This window comes from Halomonas cibimaris (assembly GCF_039537045.1).
GTDB classification, from domain to species: Bacteria; Pseudomonadota; Gammaproteobacteria; order Pseudomonadales; family Halomonadaceae; genus Vreelandella; species Vreelandella cibimaris.
The window spans coordinates 186,322-203,347 of record NZ_BAAAZT010000030.1; the positions used below are offsets into that span (position 1 = coordinate 186,322).

Genomic DNA, 17,026 nt, shown 5'->3' on the forward strand with positions numbered 1-17,026 from the left:
TCAGCCTTGCCCGTCGGCCTCGGCGTCGCGCTCGGCGCGCCAGGCCATGATGGCGGCAAAACGCTTTTCGTGGCCCAGCTCGCTGGGCTCATAGAAACGGGCCGCAGGCAGCGCTTCCGGCCAGCAGCTGTGGGCGCTGCCGGCGGGGTAGCCGTCGGGCTCGCTGTGGGCGTAGCGGTAGCCCTCGCCGTGGCCAAGCTCCGCCATCAGCTTTGTCGGGGCGTTGCGCAGGTAGGCCGGCACCTCGACCCGGGGCTGCTCCCGGGCGTATTTCTGCGCTGCCTTCCAGGCGCGGTCGATGCGGTTGCTCTTGGGCGCTACGGCCAGATGAATGGCGGCGTGGGCCATGGCCCGCTGGCCTTCGTGATCGCCCAGCCGCAGGTAGGCGTCCCAGGCGGCCATGGCCAGCGGCAGGGCCCGGGGGTCGGCGTTGCCTACGTCCTCCGAGGCAATGGCGGTAAGCCTTCGGATCACGTCCAGCGGGTCGCCGCCGCCTTGAATAAAGCGGGCAATATACAAAAGCGCGGCGTCCGGCCGGGACGAGCGAATGGACTTGTGAATCGCCGAGAGCAGGTCGTAGTAGCCGTCGCCCTGTTTATCCATGGCGCCTGCCTGATGGCCGATGACGTCATCCAGCGCGTCAAGCGCCAGGGTTTCGCCGCCGTTATCGGGGCGGGTGAAGTCGCAGGCAACTTCCAAAAGTCCCAGCGCCCGGCGGGCGTCTCCGGCGCTGGCCCGTGCCAGGGCGTCGAGCACGCCGTCTTCTATGGCAATGCGCCGGTCGCCCAGGCCGTTTTCCCGGTCTTCCAGCGCCTGGCGCAGCACCGCTATCAGCTCTTCATGGGTGAGCGGTTTGAGCACATAGACCCGCGCCCGGGACAAAAGCGCTGAGTTGACCTCAAACGAAGGGTTCTCCGTGGTTGCACCGATCAAGGTCAAAAGCCCCGATTCCACGTGGGGCAGCAGTGCATCCTGCTGGCTTTTGTTGAGCCGGTGAATTTCATCGAGAAACAAAACCACCGGCGTCGGCGCCAGCGCACGGGCGCGCTCGACTACGGTGCGGATGTCCTTGACGCCGGCCATTACCGCGCTTAGCGATTCCAGTGCCGCACCCGATGCCTGGGCGAGTATGTCGGCTAACGTCGTCTTGCCCACGCCCGGCGGGCCCCACAAGATCATGGAGCGCACCGTGGCGGTATCCACCATCTGTTTGAGCGGCTTGCCTTCGCCTATCAGCGCCTGCTGGCCGATGTAGTCGGCAAGGCGGCGCGGGCGCATGCGGTAGGCCAGCGGGGCTTGGCCGGCGGGGGAAGAAAAAAGATCCATGCAAACTCCGTTAAAAGCGCCGTACCGTTGGCGGTCATTAGGGCCGGTGCCGCTTGGCTGATACGATGGCAGTCCCATTGGCGCCCGGCTACTGTGTCAGGCAGGATTGTTTTTGCTAGGCTGATTGTTTCAGCCAGCGCGAAAAGAGTCGAGCGCAGCTTCGCACGAGGCGTCAAGTGCATAAAAGCCAGCGTGTTTCCGGCCGGTCGAGCGCATCCGCGCAGGCGTAACGTCTGGTGACACGCACGGTAAAAAGGAGGGGCAACATGATTAAACAGCTGAGCCTGGACCACGCCAACATGGCGCGCATGCTCCACGTGCTGGATTTGAAATATCGGGTTCTCCGGCAGGGAGAGCGTCCCAACTTTCATCTGATGCGCGAAGTCGTGGACTACATTCTTTCCTACATGGAAGATTTTGCGGTTTCCCTTGAGCAGGGATTTGTCGAGCAGCTCAAGCAATACGTCCCCGAACACGCAGAGGTCGCCGAGCAGATGCTGGCCGACTACCAAAAGCTCAGGCCCCGTCTGGAAGCGCTTTCCGACGATATCGACATGGTGCTGATGGATCACGTTCTGCCCATGGATCGCTTTGCCGAAGATCTCAAGCAGTATCTGGAAGCGCACCGGGAATATCTGCGCCAAGAGCGTGAAGAACTCTTTCCGCTGCTGGAAAACCGCTTTGACGCCAAAGGCACCGATTTTTTCAAGCAGACGATGCCCAACAACGCCGACAGAAAGATTGAGCATCTCAAAGAGGCCTATCCCGAGCTTTATGCAGAGCTTGAGCAGGCCGACGTACCGCCCCTCGGCTAGAGGGCAGCGGCAATAGAACAAGCGAGAATCCTGACCGCGGGGCGTGCTAGACTAGCCGCCCCGTTTTTCATGTCTTTCAAAGCGGGCTGTGCCCGAGCCGCTACGCCGAGGAGGTCGCTTTTCTGCCATGACCGGCCCCGTGCTGATTTTTGATTCCGGCGTCGGCGGGCTGTCGGTTGCGGCGGCCCTGCGCCGCCACTACCCGGATGCGGCGCTGTGTTACGCCTGCGATAACGCCTGGCTGCCCTACGGGCTGCGCCCGGACGCCGCCCTGGTGCAGCGCATTGTAGCGGTGTGTACCGCCGCCGTTGGCGTTTGCCGCCCGGCCGTGCTGGTGGTAGCGTGCAATACCGCCAGCACCCTGGCGCTTGCGGCTTTGCGCGCCGCGCTGGATATTCCCGTTGTAGGCACCGTGCCTGCCATCAAGCCCGCAGCGGCGGTCAGCCGTACGCGCCATCTGGGGCTGCTGGCCACCTCGGCCACGGTGCGCCGGCCCTATACCCGGCGGCTGATCGAGCGCTTTGCCGCCGACTGTAAGGTCAGCTGCATCGCTGCCGATGCGCTGGTCACCGAGGCGGAAAACTGGCTTGCCGGCGGCGAGCCCGATGCCGCACGGCTGGATGCCGCTTTAACGCCGCTCTGGCAGGCCGCCGGCGCGCAGGCGACACCGGAACCGCTGGATACCGTGGTGCTGGGCTGCACCCATTTTCCGCTTTTGACCCCCAGGCTTGCCGCGCTGGCGCCGGCGCCCCTTGCCTGGGTGGATTCCGGCGATGCCGTTGCCCGGCGCGTAGGCCAGCTGGCAGCACCGCTGGCCGCCGGCCGCCAGGCCCCGGCGCTGGCGACGGCCCCGGGCCCCGCGCTGGCCCGCGCACTTGCCGTCTACGGCTTTCAGCCTCCCGCGCCGTTACCTCTTGCCGGCGGCAACGTCGCCGCTTATTAACGCTATCCGTCGTTGAACAACAGGAGAAGCCCTTGGCCATACCTCAGGTGGAGCCGCAGCGCTATCACGCCCAGCTTGCGGCCAAATGCGACACCGTCCGCCGCCTTTTTGAAGGTTTTGCAACCCCGGAGATGGAAGTCTACGATTCGCCGCCCAGCCACTACCGCCAGCGCTGCGAGTTTCGCCTCTGGCACGAAGGCGACGATATCTACTACGCCATGTTTGAGGTGGCACGCGACGAGGCCGGCAACAAGCACAAAACGACGGTGCGTCTGGACCAGTACCCGGTGGCAAGCGAGGCCATCAACGCGCTGATGCCGGAGCTGCGCAAGGCGTTTCTGGGCAGCGATGTGCTGCGTCGTAAACTGTTTCAGATCGAGTTTCTGACCACGCTTTCCGGCGAGGCGCTGGTGACGCTTGTATACCACCGCCCGCTGGACGACGCCTGGGAAAAAAAGGCCCGGGCGCTGGAGCGCGCTCTTGGGATCATGATCATCGGCCGCTCGCGCAAGCAGCGCCGAGTGCTCACCCGAGACCACGTCTGGGAGCGGCTTTACGTTAACGGCCGGGCGCTGGATTACCAGCAGGTGGAAAACAGCTTCACCCAGCCCAACGCGCGGGTGTGTGAAAAAATGCTCGCCTGGGCGCAGGACGTAACCGCCGGCAGCCACGAAGGCGACCTGGTGGAGCTTTACTGCGGCAACGGCAACTTTACCGTGGCCCTGGCCGGCAACTTCCGCCGAGTGCTGGCCACCGAGATTTCGCGCACCTCGGTGGCCAGCGCCCGTATCAATCTGGCCGCCAACGGCGTGGATAACGTCCACGTCGCGCGGATGTCCGCCGAAGAGTTCGCCCAGGCGCTGAAAGGCGAAAAGGGCGGGCGCCGCGTCGCCGAGATGGCGCTTGACGACTATGCGTTTTCTACCGTGCTGGTGGACCCGCCGCGGGCGGGGCTGGACGCAGCCAGCTGTGCGCAAATCAGCGGCTATGAGCGCATTGTTTACATTTCCTGCAATCCGGAAAGCCTGGCGGAAAACCTGGCCCGGCTTGCGCCCACCCACCGCATCGAACGGCTGGCGCTGTTTGATCAGTTTCCGTTTACCCACCACTGCGAATGCGGCGTGCTGCTGGTGCGCCGCGACAGCGTTTGAGATGGCTATACGGCCACCCACCGGGGCATGCGCAGCGGGCATGCAGTATGAGCAAATGGGCAAAGGCTTGGGTCAAAAGCCTCGCTGGCGTAAGCTATTCGGAGGAGAGACGAACGTCTCTCCCTTTCATTTACGGCCGGATAGCGGTCTGGCAGTCGAGGTGATGGATGCATTACGTTGCGATTGAAGAAAGCCGGCAGGATCTGCTGAAGCAGCTCAAAGAGCGCCTGGATGCTCGCCTGGAGCCCAGGCGGGCTGCCGCTATAGACACCTTTGCGCGGCAGTTCTACGCCACGGTACCGGTGGAAGATCTGATGGATCGACGCCTGGACGACTTCTACGGGGCCACGCTTTCCATCTGGCAATTTTTGCAGCACCACGACCCGGAAAGCCCCAAGGTGCGGGTGTTTAATCCGGATTTTGAAGCGCATGGCTGGCAGTCCACGCACACCCTGGTTGCCGTGCTGCACCGCGATATGCCGTTTTTGGTGGACTCGGTGCGTATTGCCCTGAATCGCCGGGGGCTTACCGTCCACACCATCCACAATGCGATACTGGCCGCACAGCGCAGCGCCGGCGGCGAGCTGCAAAGCGTGGCTACCGTGCGCGGTGAAAACGCGCCGGACGAGCGAGAGTCGCTGATCGTCATCGAAGTGGATCGCCACAGCGACGCCGAAGCGCTGGACGCCATCGAGCAGGAGCTGCACGAGGCGCTGCGCGACGTGCGCACGGCGGTGGCCGACTACGACGGTATCTGCGCGCGTATCGGCGATGCCATCCAGGAGCTGGAAAAGGCCTGCCCGCCCCAGGTCGACCCGGACGATCACGAAGAAGCCATTGCCTTTCTTGAGTGGCTGCGCAAGGACAACTTCACCTTTTTGGGCTACGACGAGTATACGCTGCAAAACGGCGTGCTTACGCGCGACGACGACAGCCTGCTTGGCGTGTTTCGCCTCAACCAGCCGCGCTATGACGAACGCATCCGCGCGCCGGAAGGCTTGGACGACAAGCACGGCTACGTGCTGGTGCCGCATCTTTTGTCGTTTGCCAAAAGCGCGCACCACTCCCGCGTGCATCGGCCGACCTATCCTGACTACATCACCGTTGACCGCTACGACGACGACGGCAACGTAATCGGCGAGCGGCGCTTTTTCGGGCTGTTTACCGCCACCGTGTACAACGAGTCGCCGCGCAACATTCCGCTGCTGCGGCGTAAGCTCAAAGCGGTAATGGACCTGGTCGGCTTTGGCGATGAAGGCCACAACGCCAAGCAGCTGCTACAGGTGCTTGAGGTGTACCCTCGCGACGACCTTTTTCATACCGACACCCGGGCGCTGGCAGAAACCGCCAAGGGCATTCTCAATATTCGCGAACGCCGCCAGGTGCGATTGTTTGTGCGACAGGACTTGAGCGGCAAGTTCTATTCCTGCCTGATTTTCGTGCCGCGGGACGTGTTTTCCACCCGGCTGCGGGAAAGTATCCAGCAGCTGCTGTGCGAGGAAATGGACGCCCACTTCGGCGACTTCAATACCTACCTTTCCGAGTCTGTGCTGGCGCGCATTCAGCTGATCTTGCGCTTTAACGGCGAGCGCCCCGGTACGTTCGACCTGGCCCGGCTTGAGCGCAAAGTTGCCCAGCTGGCGCGCAGCTGGCGCGATGAGCTGCACTCGGCCATGGTTGACGGCTTCGGCGAAGAACGGGCCAACGCGCTGATGGCGCGTTTCGACGGCGCCTTTTCTGCCAGCTACCGCGAAGACTTCAGCGCCCGTACGGCGGTATATGACATCCAGCATCTGCTGGAACTGGACCACAGCGACACGCTGGCGCTGTCGCACTATCGCCCGCTGGAAGAGCAAAACGGCGGGGTCAAGCTCAAGCTCTACCAGCGCAACGCCCAGATTCCGCTGTCCGATGTGCTGCCGATGATGGAGCACCTGGGGCTGCGCGTGGTCGGCGAGCGCCCTTACGAAATCGCTGGCGCCGACCAGCGCTACTGGATTCACGATTTCAACCTGGAGCACAGCGGCGACGAGATCAGCCTGGGCGACATGCGCGACGACTTCGCCGAGGCGTTCAAGCGCATCTGGGCCGGCCAGGCCGACAATGATCCCTTTAACCGGCTGATCATCAACGCCCGGCTTGACTGGCGTGAAGTGGCCATGCTGCGCGGCTATGCCCGCTATCTCAAGCAGATCCGCTTTGGCATGTCCCAGGGCTACATTGCCACCGCGCTTAACAACCACGCCGGCATTACCCGAGAGCTGGTTGAGCTGTTCCGGCTGCGCTTTGATCCCATGCTGCAATCCCGCGATGCGGATGCCTGCCTTGCGCGGATCAACGAGCAGCTAGAGCAGGTTGAAAGCCTCAACGATGACCAGCTGCTGCGCCGCTACGTAGAGCTGATCCAGGCCACGCTGCGCACCAACTACTACCAGCGCGACGATAACGGCGAACACAAGGCCTACATTGCCTACAAGCTGGCGCCGTCTCAGGTGACCGGCATGCCCAAGCCCCGGCCGATGTATGAAATCTTTGTCTGCTCGCCCCGGGTGGAAGGGGTGCACCTGCGCGGCGGCAAGGTAGCCCGCGGCGGGCTGCGCTGGTCTGATCGGCTGGAGGACTTTCGCACCGAGGTGCTGGGGCTGGTGAAAACGCAGCAGGTGAAAAACTCGGTCATTGTGCCCGTGGGAGCCAAGGGCGGTTTTGTCTGCAAGCAGATGCCCGACAATGCCGACCGCGAAGCCCGCCAGAACGAAGGGATCGCCTGCTACCAGACCTTTATTCGCGCGCTGCTTGACGTCACCGATAACCTCAACGGCAACGACGTGGTGCCGCCGCGGGACGTGGTTCGCCACGACGACGCCGATACCTACATGGTCGTGGCGGCGGACAAAGGAACGGCAACCTTTTCCAACATCGCCAACGACATCTCGCTGGAGTACGGCCACTGGCTGGGCGATGCGTTTGCTTCCGGCGGTGCCAACGGCTACGACCACAAGGGCATGGCGATTACCGCACGCGGCGCCTGGGAATCGGTCAAGCGCCACTTCCGCGGGCTTGGGGTCAACACCCAGCGCGACACCTTTACCGCCGTAGGCGTGGGTGACATGGGCGGCGACGTGTTCGGCAACGGCATGCTGCTTTCAGACCGGATCGAGCTGGTAGGCGCGTTCAACCACCTGCACATCTTCGTTGACCCAACGCCGGATGCGGCAACCACCTACGTCGAGCGCAAGCGCCTGTTCGACATGCCGCGCTCCAGCTGGGAAGACTTTGACACCGCGCTGATATCCGAAGGCGGCGGAGTGTTCAGCCGCAGCGCCAAGTCCATTGCCATCACCGAGCAGATGCAAAAGGTGTTCGGCATCAGCGAAGACCGGCTGGCACCCAACGAGCTGATCCGTGCCATGCTCACCGCCCGGGTGGACTTGGTCTGGAACGGCGGGATCGGCACCTACGTCAAAGGCTCTGGCGAAACCCACGCCGAGGTAGGCGACAAGGCCAACGACGCCCTGCGCGTCAACGGTTCCGAGCTTAACTGCCGGGTTATCGGCGAAGGCGGCAACCTGGGCTGTACCCAGCTGGGACGGACCGAGGCGGCGGCCAAGGGCGTGCGCGTTTACGCCGACTTCATCGACAACGCCGGCGGGGTGAACTGCTCGGACCGCGAGGTCAACATCAAGATCCTCATTGATGAAGTGGTCAAGCGTGGCGACATGACCGACAAGCAGCGCAACGAGCTGCTGGCCGAAATGACCGATGAAGTGGCCGATCTGGTCATCAAGGACAACTATCGCCAGACCCAGGCGCTGGATCTGTCCGAGCGGATTTCCCAGCAGGGCATCGGCCCGTACCACCGCTTTATCAGCGAGCTGGAAGACGCCGGCATCATTGATCGCGAGCTTGAATATCTGCCGGCAGATGACGTGCTCAAAGAGCGCTCCGCCAATGCCCAGGGCATGCTGCTGCCGGAGCTTTCGGTGCTGATTTCCTATGCCAAGAGCACGCTCAAGGGCGATCTGAACGACTCCGACGTTCCCGATGACCCCTATGTCCAGCAGCATCTTGAGCGCCTGTTCCCGCAGACGCTGGTTGAAGGCTACACCAACGAGATGTACGACCATCGCCTGAAGCGCGAGATCGTCGCCACTCAGGTTGCCAACGATCTGGTGGATCGCATGGGCATCGTGTTTGTGCGCCGGCTGATGGATTCGACCGGGCTTGGCCGTGCAGAAATTGCCCGCGCCTACATCGTCGCCCGGGACAGCTTCAACCTGCCCGCGCTGTGGGATGCGATCGAAGCGCTGGACAACGAAGTGCCCGGACACGTTCAGTACGCCATGATGCTTGATCTGATGCGCATGATCCGCCGCGCCACGCGCTGGTTTTTGCGCCAGCACACCGGGCTTTCGGTGGCCGAGACCATCGAATACTTCGGCCCGCGTCTTGCCTCGCTGCAGGACAGCATCGGCGAGCTTTTAAGCGGTGAAGAGCTCAGCGCCTGGCAGGCGCGTCGGGACGAGCTTACCGAGGCCGGCGTGCCTGACGCCCTGGCGGCCAAGGTGGCCGCCGCACCGAGCCTTTATGCCGGGCTGGGAATTATTCAGGCCGCGCGCCAGACCGACGAGGCGCCCCAGCGCGTCGCCGAGGTGTTCTACGAGATCGGTAGCCGGCTGGAACTGCCGTGGATGATCCAGCAGGTGACCCGGCTGAAAGCCCGCGATGCCTGGCAGGCCCAGGCGCGGGAAACCTTCCGCGACGATATCGACCGCCAGCAGCTGGCGCTGACCACCAGCGTGCTGACCCTGGAAGCCGGCAGCGGCAGCGCCGAAGACAAGGTCGCGCAGTGGCTGGAGCAAAACGTTGAGCTGCACAGCCGCTGGTGTCGCCTGATCAACGAGGTGCGCAGCGGCAACCAGACCGGGTTTGCCCTGTTTACCGTGGCGATACGCGCGCTGGTTGGCCTTGCCGAAAGCGGCAGCGAGACAAATCGCGATAGATAAAGCGGCTCTGCGCTGCTGAAAAGCCGCCTGCCCGGCGCCCCGAGCGACGTAAAAGCGCCGCTCGGGGCGCTTTTTTTGGCGCTGCGTTTTTTTATACCCGCCGGCTTTGCGCTATACTGGCCGGCATTGCTTGCCGCTACCGTTTGCCGTCGCCGCCAACCGCCTGGAGAGACGATGTACCACCTTGCTCGCCCGCTATTGTTCCGCCTGGCCCCGGAAACCGCGCACAGCGTTGCGCTTACGTCTCTGGACTGGCTGCATCGCATCGGCGGGGTGGCGCAGGCGGCTGGCACGCGCGTGGATGACCCGGTGGAGCTGTTGGGGCTGCGTTTTGCCAACCGCGTGGGGCTTGCGGCCGGGCTGGATAAAAACGCCGACCATCTGGATGCGCTGGGTGCGCTGGGCTTTGGCTTTATCGAAGTGGGAACGGTGACGCCCAAGGGGCAGCCCGGCAATCCCAGGCCGCGGATGTTTCGTCTGGCCGGGCATCAAGCGATTATCAATCGCTTCGGGTTTAACAATAACGGCGTGGCGCACCTGGTTGAACAGGTGCAAAAACGCCGCTTTTCCGGCGTGGTAGGGGTCAACATCGGCAAAAACCTGGCAACCCCGGTAGACGATGCGCTGCGGGACTACCTGACCTGCCTGGAAGCGGTACACCCGCATGCCGACTATGTGACGGTGAATATTTCCTCGCCCAACACGCCGGGGCTGCGCACGCTGCAGTTCGGCGAACAGCTGGATGCGCTGCTGGCGCCGCTGCGCACGCGTACAAGCGAGCTGGATGCGGAAAACGGCCGGCGCGTGCCTTTGCTGGTCAAGATTGCACCGGACATGACAGCCGAGGAAGTAGCGCTGGTGGCCGGCAGTATCGCCCGCAACGCGCTTGACGGTGTGATCGCCACCAACACAACGGTTTCTCGCGAAGCGGTCAGGGATGACCCCCAGGCCGGAGAGGCCGGCGGGCTTTCCGGAAAGCCGCTGTTCGAGGCGTCAAATCGCGTGATTCGCCGGCTGCGAGAGCACCTGCCCGATATCGTCATCATCGGCGTGGGCGGGATCGACAGCGCCGGCGCCGCACAGGAGAAAATCGCCGCCGGCGCCGATCTGGTGCAGCTGTATTCGGGGCTGATTTTTCAAGGCCCCCGGCTTGTCGGCGAATGCGCCCGGGCGCTTGCCGAAAAGACCGCGGCCGCGCCGGCCAGACCCGCCTGAGGCGGGCCTGGCAAAGGGCACCGTCAGACGGTCGCGGTGGGACTGCGGTGAATACCGGCAACGCCGGTCATGCCTTCCCATTGATCACCGCGACCCTCGCGCCAGCCGCTCATCCAATACTCACGCACGTTGACGTTATCGCTTGGGCACTCGTCGCGAGAGCGCCCGCCGATGCCGGCCTTGTAACCGCGGACATAGGCTCGCTGAAAGGGATCACGCTTTTGTCGTTTCATGGGCTAACCTCGTGGTTGATAGCCTTGACGAAAAACAGCGCCCAGCCGGCAGAAGGGCATCTATCGTGTTGTCGATGCCTGGCCGTGTTGTCGATGCCTGGCGTAGACGCTGACTCGATGCTTCGTCCGATAAGCCGGACGAAGATGACAAACAAAGAGCGGGGGGACCAACCCGACAGCGTTGCCCGGCATTCTCATGCGGGGCGCGGTGCCGGTCACCCTGATGCCGTGCTCGTACTGCGGGCGCGGCGGATAACGCATGCGTTGTATGTAGCTACACCTCTTATGCTTAGCCCACAATACGTCGCCTGTCGAGCGTTGGCGCGTTATTTAACGCCGCAATGTGGCGTTTATCTTTTTTGCTTTCTTTTTATTGATCAGGAATGTCGCGCCGAAGGCGCCCGATAACCATGACCGAGCCGAGCCAAACCCTGCCCCCCTCGCCGACACCGGCCGCCGACGCGCTGGAACTTCTGGTGACCTGCCCCAAGGGCATTGAAACCCTGCTGGCCGATGAAATGACCCGTCTGGGTGCCACGCCGGTGAAAACGACCGTAGCCGGCGTATGGGCAACGGCTACCCATGCGGATGCCTATCGCCTGTGCCTGTGGTCGCGCCTTGCCAATCGCGTGATCGTGCGGCTTTCCCAGGACATAAGCGTGACGACCCCGGAGCAGATTCGCGACGCCGCCTCGCGCCTGAACTGGACCCGCCACATCGCCGAGGGTGCGACCCTGGCGGTAGATTTTCACGGCAAAAGCGAACGTATCCGCCATACGCTGTTCGGCGCGCAAACGGTCAAGGATGGCATTGTCGACGCGCTGAGCCGGGCGGGGCGGGCGCGCCCCACGGTGGATAACAAGGCGCCGGACGTCTCTATCTACGCCCATCTGCACCGCCAGACGCTAACGCTGGGCGTGGATCTGGCCGGCGAGAGCCTGCACCGCCGCGGCTATCGCCGGGACGTGGGGCACGCGCCGCTCAAGGAAAATCTTGCCGCCGCACTGCTGGTGCGCGCCGGGTGGCCGGAGCGGGCAAAACGCGGCGAGGCGCTGGTCGACCCGCTGTGCGGCGCCGGCACGCTGCTGATCGAGGCGGCCTTGATGGCTGCCGACCAGGCGCCGGGCATTCATCGCAAGCGCTTTGGCTTTCACGGCTGGGCCCAGTTTGACGCCGCCGCCTGGCAGGAACTGGTGCGCGAGGCCCGTGCGCGCGCCTCGATCGGGCGCAAGCGCTGTAAAAACGCGTTTTACGGCTTTGATCAAAGCCCCGCGGCGCTGGCGGCGGCCAAGGCCAACGCCATGCGTGCGGGCATTCCCGCGCTGCTAACGCTCAAGGGTGAAGGCGTGGCCGCGCTGACCCGGGATAGCGTGGACGCACAGGGCCCGGGCCTGGTCATCACCAACCCGCCCTACGGCGAGCGGCTGGGCGAGATGGCCGAGCTGGTCAACCTCTACGCTACCATCGGCGAGCAGGCCAAGGCGCTTTTTCCCGGCTGGACGCTGGCGCTGTTTACCGGCAATCCGGATCTTGGCCACCGTTTGGGCATGCGCGCGCACAAGCAGTATGCGCTGAAAAACGGCCCGCTGGACGCCAAGCTGCTGCTGATGGACATCGGCCGGGAAGACGAGCGCCCCGCGGTGCAGGCACAGCAGCCCGACGCTAAAGGCCAGCCGGATGCGTCGTCGCCGATGCCGGAAAACGCCCAGATGTTTGCCAATCGGCTGATGAAAAACCGCAAACGGCTGAAAAAGTGGCTCAAGAAAAGCGGCGAGCGCTGCTACCGTATTTACGATGCCGACATGCCCGAATACGCTTTGGCCGTGGATATCTACGGCGATCGCGTCCACGTTCAGGAGTATGCGCCGCCGCGCACGGTCAACCCGGCCCAGGCGCAAAAGCGCCTGTTCGACGCGCTGGAGGTGCTGCCAAAAGTGCTTGAGGTGTCGCCCCAGCATATCCACGTCAAGCGCCGGGAGCGTCAGGCGGGCAAGGCCCAGTATGAAAAGCGCGGCGCCAGCGGCGAGCGCTTTGAAGTGACGGAAGGCCGGGCGCGGCTGTGGGTTAATCTGCGCGACTATCTGGATACCGGGCTGTTTTTGGACCACCGGCCGGTGCGCCGGCTGCTCGGCGAGCAGGCCGCCGGCACGCGCTTTTTGAACCTGTTTTGCTATACCGCCAGCGCTACGGTACAGGCCGCCCTGGGCGGTGCGACCGAAAGCGTCAGCGTGGATATGTCCAACACCTATCTTGAGTGGGCGAAAGACAACTTTGCTCTGAACGGGCTGGACCCGTCGCGCCACCGCACGCAGCGCGAGGACTGCATCAAGTGGCTGGAAACCGCGAGCACCGAGTTTGACCTGATCTTTATGGACCCGCCGACGTTTTCCAACTCCAAAAAGATGCGCGAAACTCTCGACGTGCAGCGCGATCATGCTCGGCTGATCGAGCTTGCCATGGCGCGGCTGGCGCCCGGCGGCACGCTGGTGTTTTCCAACAACCAGCGCCGCTTCAAGCTCGACGGTGAGGTGGCCGAGCGCTACGCGGTGGAAGATATCTCGGCCCAAACCTTCGATCCGGACTTTCAGCGCAGCACCGGCATGCATCACGTATTCGTGATCCGTCACGCCTCGGCGGGCGATAAAGGGGAGGGCGCATGATTTATTTGCGGCTTTACACCACCCTGGGCTGTCATCTTTGCGCTCAGCTGGAAGGGCTGGTGCACGCGCTGGTAAACGATGACGCGGTGGTTGAGCACATCGAAATAAGCGAAGACGATACGCTTGTCCAGCGCTACGGCGTGCGCATTCCGGTGCTTGCCGATTGTGACGGCGACGAGCTTGACCGCGGCCTGGATCCTCAAAGGTTGGGAGAGTGGCTGCGCCGCCGCGGCTGGCTGGATGAGGCCGCCCTGGCCGCCTGGCTTTCGCCGCCCAAAGCGCCCAAGGCCACGGCGGCCTACCAGCGCGGCGGCCGGCGCTATCTGGGGTAGTGTGAACAGCGGCGTTAGCCGCCCATGCCCTGGGGCGTCAGGCCAAGGTTGTTTTCGACTGTTTTGACGCCGGCCACGTTTTCGGCGGCGATTTTCACCGCCTGTTTTTGGGTATGGTTTTTGACCAGCCCCCAGAGCTGTACGTGGCCGTCGCTTACAATAACGTTCGGGCGATAGACCATCATGCCGGCGCTTTTCTTGATTTCTTCAAGAATGGCGTCGCGGATCTCACGGTCATTGCCGCCACCGGCTTGAATGCGATGCGCCGAGAAGCCGCGCAGCAGGTTAGAGCGGCTGACAATGCCGGTCATGCGGCCATGCTTGACCACCGGCACCAGCTTGATGTGGTGTTTTTCCAAAAGCCGGGCAATGCGATGCAGCGGCGTATCCTCGGTGATGGTCACCGGGTTGGGGGTCATGACGTCTTTTGCCCGACGACCGTGGCTTTTGACGTAGTCCGCGGCGCTATTGCTGCTGCCCAGCATGTTCAGCCACCAGGAGCGGCTGGGCGCGGTCTCGCTTTTGATGCGGCGCATCAGGTCGGCTTCGCTGACAACGCCGACAACGCCGTTGTTATCGTCAACGACCGGTACAGCGCTGATGCCGTGGGTCAGCAGCAGCGTAGCGATTTCGCTGACATCCCCATCGGGGTGAACGGAGATGACGTCGGGCGTCATTACATCGGCAGCTTGCATGAGCAGTGACCTCCAGAACGTTGGGCTAAAAGCGTTGCATCAAACCGGTATGCCTACACTTTACACCTTATACGGTAGACGCAAACTCTGGATTGCGCTTTGGTGACGGCCGGCGCACCTGTGCGCGCCAAAAGCGTTGCAGGCGGGCGGCCGGGCTTTCAGAGAGCGTCAAGCAGGGAAAGCTGACGCATGGCCTGGCGGCCTTCGGGGGTTTCGGCGGCGACATCCAGCACCTTTCTAAAGCCCCGGGAGCGCTGAATGGTCGCGTCGTCATCCAGCCACATCTGCGCCTGCTCCAGGCTGTCTGCCAGGCGGTGTTCCAGCCCGCCGAACTGGGTGCCGATCTGCCCCCAGGCGCGGCTGAAAATCCAGTCGTTGAACATATCCTGATGGATATGAATCAGCACATAGTCATGCTCGGTTTCCCACCGTACGATCACGCGCTACCCTCTTGTCGTTACGCTGCCTGTTGGATGCTGTATTCACCACGCCTGCGGCGCGCCGCTGCCTGATGCGGCCGTTTGCCTGCGTATTGTAAAGGTCGAGATAAAAAACGCCATGCACCTGATTGTGGATGCCAATATTCCCGCCGCTGACGCCTGCTTTGGCGCCTTCGGCCGGATCACCCGGATACCCGGGCGCGAGATCACCCGTGCCCATCTGGACAACGCCGATGTTCTGATCGTGCGCTCGGTCACCCCGGTAAACGAGGCGCTGCTGGCGGATACGCCGGTGCGTTTTGTGGGGACCTGTACCATCGGTACCGATCATATCGACCGTGACTACCTCACCGCGCAGGGCATCGGCTTTGCCAGCGCGCCGGGCTGCAACGCCGAGGCCGTGGCGGACTACGTGCTGGCCGCGCTGCTTGGCCAGGCCGAACGCGAAGGCAGGCCGCTGCTTGAGCGTTGCGTTGGCATCGTCGGCGCCGGCAGCGTGGGCCGCCGGGTGCAGGCGCGCCTTGAGGGGCTGGGAGTAGACGTTGCGGTATGCGACCCGCCCCGCGCGGCTCGTGAAGGCAGTGCAGGCTTTGTCTCCCTGGAGGCGCTGATTGCGCGCTGCGATGTGCTCTGTTTGCACACGCCGCTGGTGCGCAAGGGCCCGTATGCGACTCGCCATCTGCTTGATGCCGGCCGCATTGCCGCGCTCAGGCCGGGAACGTGGGTGCTCAACGCCGGTCGCGGCGACTGTATTGACGGCGACGCGCTGTATCGGCGCCTGGACGGGCCGGGCGATATCACCGCACTGCTGGATGTCTGGGAAAATGAGCCGGGAATCGATGCCGCACTGCATGCCCGGGCAGCGCTTGCCACGCCGCATATTGCCGGCTATAGCCTGGACGGCAAGCTGCGCGGCAGCTTGATGATTCATCGCGCGCTGGCGGCGCATCAAAAAGTCGCCGGCACGCTGACGCTGGATGATATCTGCCCGCCGGCGGCGCTGGCCGAGCTGACGCTTGGCCGGATTATGCCGGTGGAAGATGCGCTGAGGCTTTGTGTGCGAGCGGTATACGATACGCGCCGCGATCACGACCTGCTGGCCCGCCGGGCAAACAAATCGGGGATGGCCGCCGGGTTTGACGCCTGCCGGGCGCACTACCCGCTGCGCCGGGAGCTGGCCACGCTGACGGTACGGCTGACAGGCGAGGCCCGAGCACTTGCCGGGCCGCTGGCGGCGGCCGGGTGCAACGTTGAAGCGTCGCCGGCCGCCTGAGCCAGATGCAGCGGTGTGGTTTACTGCCGGTAGGAGGCTTCCTGAAGGGCCCGAATGCGGTCATCCAGCGGCGGGTGGCTGGCAAACAGCTTTTCCATCAGCGAGCGCGTCTGGCCCTGGGTAATGGCCAGCGCGCGCAGGGTGTCGGGCATTTCGTCGGGCGCTTGGGTTTCGACTTTTAGCCGCTCAAGCGCGGCGATCATCGCGCCGCTGCCGGCCAGGCGCGCACCGGCCTCATCGGCGCGGTATTCGCGAAAGCGCGAGAACCACGCCACGATGGTGGAAGCGGCGATGCCAAACACGACCTCGGCTACCATCACCACGGCGAAATAGCCGAAAAAGCCCAGGCCTTCGCCGTCTTCATCGTCACCGCGCATGAACTGGTCGATCAGGTGGGCCACCACCCGGGCAAAAAACATCACGAAGGTGTTCACCACGCCTTGAATCAGCGCCAGTGTGACCATGTCGCCGTTGGCCACATGGCCGATCTCGTGGGCCAGCACCGCGCGGATTTCCTCCCGGCGCATGCGGTTCATCAGGCCTGCCGATACCGCTACCAGCGCATCGTCTTTGTTCCAGCCGGTGGCAAAGGCGTTGGACTGCTGGGCGGGGAAAATCCCCACCTCCGGCGTTTTGATGCCTGCCTCCCGGGCAAGCTCGGCGACGGTATCCACCAGCCACTGCTCGGTGGCATTGGAGGGGGATTCGATGATCACCGTGCCCGTTGAGCGCTTGGCCATCCACTTGGAAATGAACAGCGACACCATGGACCCGGCCATGCCGAAGACAAAGCAGAAAATCAGCAGGCTGGTGAAGTTGAGCCCTTGGCTGGTCAGATAGCTCTCTACGCCGAGCAGGCGCAGCGTCAGGCTGGCGACCAGCAATACCGCCAGGTTGGTGGCAAGGAAGAGTACAATTCGCATCATCGTCGTGGGTCTCC

13 protein-coding genes are annotated in these 17,026 nt (G+C 63.5%); 8 read left to right on the plus strand and 5 right to left on the minus strand.

Annotated features, from left to right (window positions below):
- Positions 1-1,326: a replication-associated recombination protein A gene (locus tag ABD654_RS04805; protein WP_344702794.1), complete on the minus strand. Its 1,326-nt coding sequence runs from the start codon at positions 1,324-1,326 to the stop codon at positions 1-3.
- Positions 1,327-1,592: 266 nt separating this feature from the next.
- Here ABD654_RS04805 and ABD654_RS04810 point away from each other — a divergent pair, with 266 nt between their 5' ends.
- The 5 genes from ABD654_RS04810 to ABD654_RS04830 all read left to right on the plus strand — a co-directional run bounded on the left by ABD654_RS04810 (position 1,593) and on the right by ABD654_RS04830 (position 10,453).
- Positions 1,593-2,141, plus strand: a complete 549-nt coding sequence (locus tag ABD654_RS04810) for a hemerythrin domain-containing protein (protein ID WP_344702796.1) — start codon at positions 1,593-1,595, stop codon at positions 2,139-2,141.
- Positions 2,142-2,268: 127 nt separating this feature from the next.
- The gene (gene murI, locus ABD654_RS04815) at positions 2,269-3,084 is read left to right on the plus strand and encodes a glutamate racemase (RefSeq protein ID WP_344702798.1); all 816 of its coding nucleotides are present in this window, start codon (positions 2,269-2,271) and stop codon (positions 3,082-3,084) included.
- Positions 3,085-3,116: 32 nt separating this feature from the next.
- Positions 3,117-4,235: a tRNA (uridine(54)-C5)-methyltransferase TrmA gene (gene trmA, locus ABD654_RS04820; protein ID WP_344702800.1), complete on the plus strand. Its 1,119-nt coding sequence runs from the start codon at positions 3,117-3,119 to the stop codon at positions 4,233-4,235.
- Between the two features lie 167 nt (positions 4,236-4,402).
- Positions 4,403-9,238, plus strand: a complete 4,836-nt coding sequence (locus ABD654_RS04825) for an NAD-glutamate dehydrogenase (protein WP_344702801.1) — start codon at positions 4,403-4,405, stop codon at positions 9,236-9,238.
- Between the two features lie 174 nt (positions 9,239-9,412).
- Entirely contained in the window at positions 9,413-10,453 is a 1,041-nt protein-coding gene (locus ABD654_RS04830) for a quinone-dependent dihydroorotate dehydrogenase (RefSeq protein ID WP_344702803.1), read from the plus strand.
- 23 nt (positions 10,454-10,476) lie between these two features.
- On the opposite strand, the gene rmf is transcribed toward ABD654_RS04830, so the two are convergent.
- Positions 10,477-10,686 carry a ribosome modulation factor gene (gene rmf / locus ABD654_RS04835; RefSeq protein ID WP_344702805.1) on the minus strand — a complete coding sequence of 70 codons (210 nt, stop codon included), beginning with the start codon at positions 10,684-10,686 and terminating at the stop codon, positions 10,477-10,479.
- A gap of 410 nt (positions 10,687-11,096) precedes the next feature.
- On the opposite strand from rmf, the gene rlmKL reads away from it, so the two are divergent.
- On the plus strand, positions 11,097-13,346 hold the full coding sequence (gene rlmKL, locus ABD654_RS04840) for a bifunctional 23S rRNA (guanine(2069)-N(7))-methyltransferase RlmK/23S rRNA (guanine(2445)-N(2))-methyltransferase RlmL (RefSeq protein WP_344702807.1): 2,250 nt from the start codon (positions 11,097-11,099) through the stop codon (positions 13,344-13,346).
- Positions 13,343-13,678 (plus strand): glutaredoxin family protein, encoded by a 336-nt coding sequence (locus ABD654_RS04845; RefSeq protein ID WP_344702809.1) that lies wholly within the window; start codon positions 13,343-13,345, stop codon positions 13,676-13,678. The genes rlmKL and ABD654_RS04845 overlap by 4 nt, the downstream gene beginning before the upstream one ends.
- A gap of 14 nt (positions 13,679-13,692) precedes the next feature.
- Here the strand turns inward: ABD654_RS04845 and ABD654_RS04850 are convergent, their stop codons facing one another.
- Positions 13,693-14,373, minus strand: coding sequence for a CBS domain-containing protein (locus ABD654_RS04850; RefSeq protein WP_344702811.1), 681 nt, complete (start codon positions 14,371-14,373; stop codon positions 13,693-13,695).
- Positions 14,374-14,531: 158 nt separating this feature from the next.
- Positions 14,532-14,813 (minus strand): hypothetical protein, encoded by a 282-nt coding sequence (locus ABD654_RS04855; RefSeq protein ID WP_344702813.1) that lies wholly within the window; start codon positions 14,811-14,813, stop codon positions 14,532-14,534.
- Positions 14,814-14,931: 118 nt separating this feature from the next.
- Between ABD654_RS04855 and pdxB the strand changes: the two genes are divergently transcribed.
- Positions 14,932-16,086 carry a 4-phosphoerythronate dehydrogenase PdxB gene (gene pdxB, locus ABD654_RS04860; RefSeq protein WP_344702815.1) on the plus strand — a complete coding sequence of 385 codons (1,155 nt, stop codon included), beginning with the start codon at positions 14,932-14,934 and terminating at the stop codon, positions 16,084-16,086.
- A 20-nt stretch (positions 16,087-16,106) separates the two neighbouring features.
- On the opposite strand, the gene htpX is transcribed toward pdxB, so the two are convergent.
- Positions 16,107-17,012, minus strand: coding sequence for a protease HtpX (gene htpX, locus ABD654_RS04865; protein WP_344702827.1), 906 nt, complete (start codon positions 17,010-17,012; stop codon positions 16,107-16,109).
- Between the last annotated feature and the right edge of the window lie 14 nt (positions 17,013-17,026).

Excerpts from the sequence above, each read along its gene's own strand:
- ABD654_RS04805 (WP_344702794.1), bottom strand. The coding sequence starts at position 1,326 with ATGGATCTTTTTTCTTCCCCCGCCGGCCAAGCCCCGCTGGCCTACCGC.
- ABD654_RS04810 (WP_344702796.1), top strand. The coding sequence starts at position 1,593 with ATGATTAAACAGCTGAGCCTGGACCACGCCAACATGGCGCGCATGCTC.
- murI (WP_344702798.1), top strand. The coding sequence starts at position 2,269 with ATGACCGGCCCCGTGCTGATTTTTGATTCCGGCGTCGGCGGGCTGTCG.
- ABD654_RS04825 (WP_344702801.1), top strand. The coding sequence starts at position 4,403 with ATGCATTACGTTGCGATTGAAGAAAGCCGGCAGGATCTGCTGAAGCAG.
- ABD654_RS04830 (WP_344702803.1), top strand. The coding sequence starts at position 9,413 with ATGTACCACCTTGCTCGCCCGCTATTGTTCCGCCTGGCCCCGGAAACC.
- rmf (WP_344702805.1), bottom strand. The coding sequence starts at position 10,686 with ATGAAACGACAAAAGCGTGATCCCTTTCAGCGAGCCTATGTCCGCGGT.
- rlmKL (WP_344702807.1), top strand. The coding sequence starts at position 11,097 with ATGACCGAGCCGAGCCAAACCCTGCCCCCCTCGCCGACACCGGCCGCC.
- ABD654_RS04845 (WP_344702809.1), top strand. The coding sequence starts at position 13,343 with ATGATTTATTTGCGGCTTTACACCACCCTGGGCTGTCATCTTTGCGCT.
- ABD654_RS04850 (WP_344702811.1), bottom strand. The coding sequence starts at position 14,373 with ATGCAAGCTGCCGATGTAATGACGCCCGACGTCATCTCCGTTCACCCC.
- pdxB (WP_344702815.1), top strand. The coding sequence starts at position 14,932 with ATGCACCTGATTGTGGATGCCAATATTCCCGCCGCTGACGCCTGCTTT.
- htpX (WP_344702827.1), bottom strand. The coding sequence starts at position 17,012 with ATGATGCGAATTGTACTCTTCCTTGCCACCAACCTGGCGGTATTGCTG.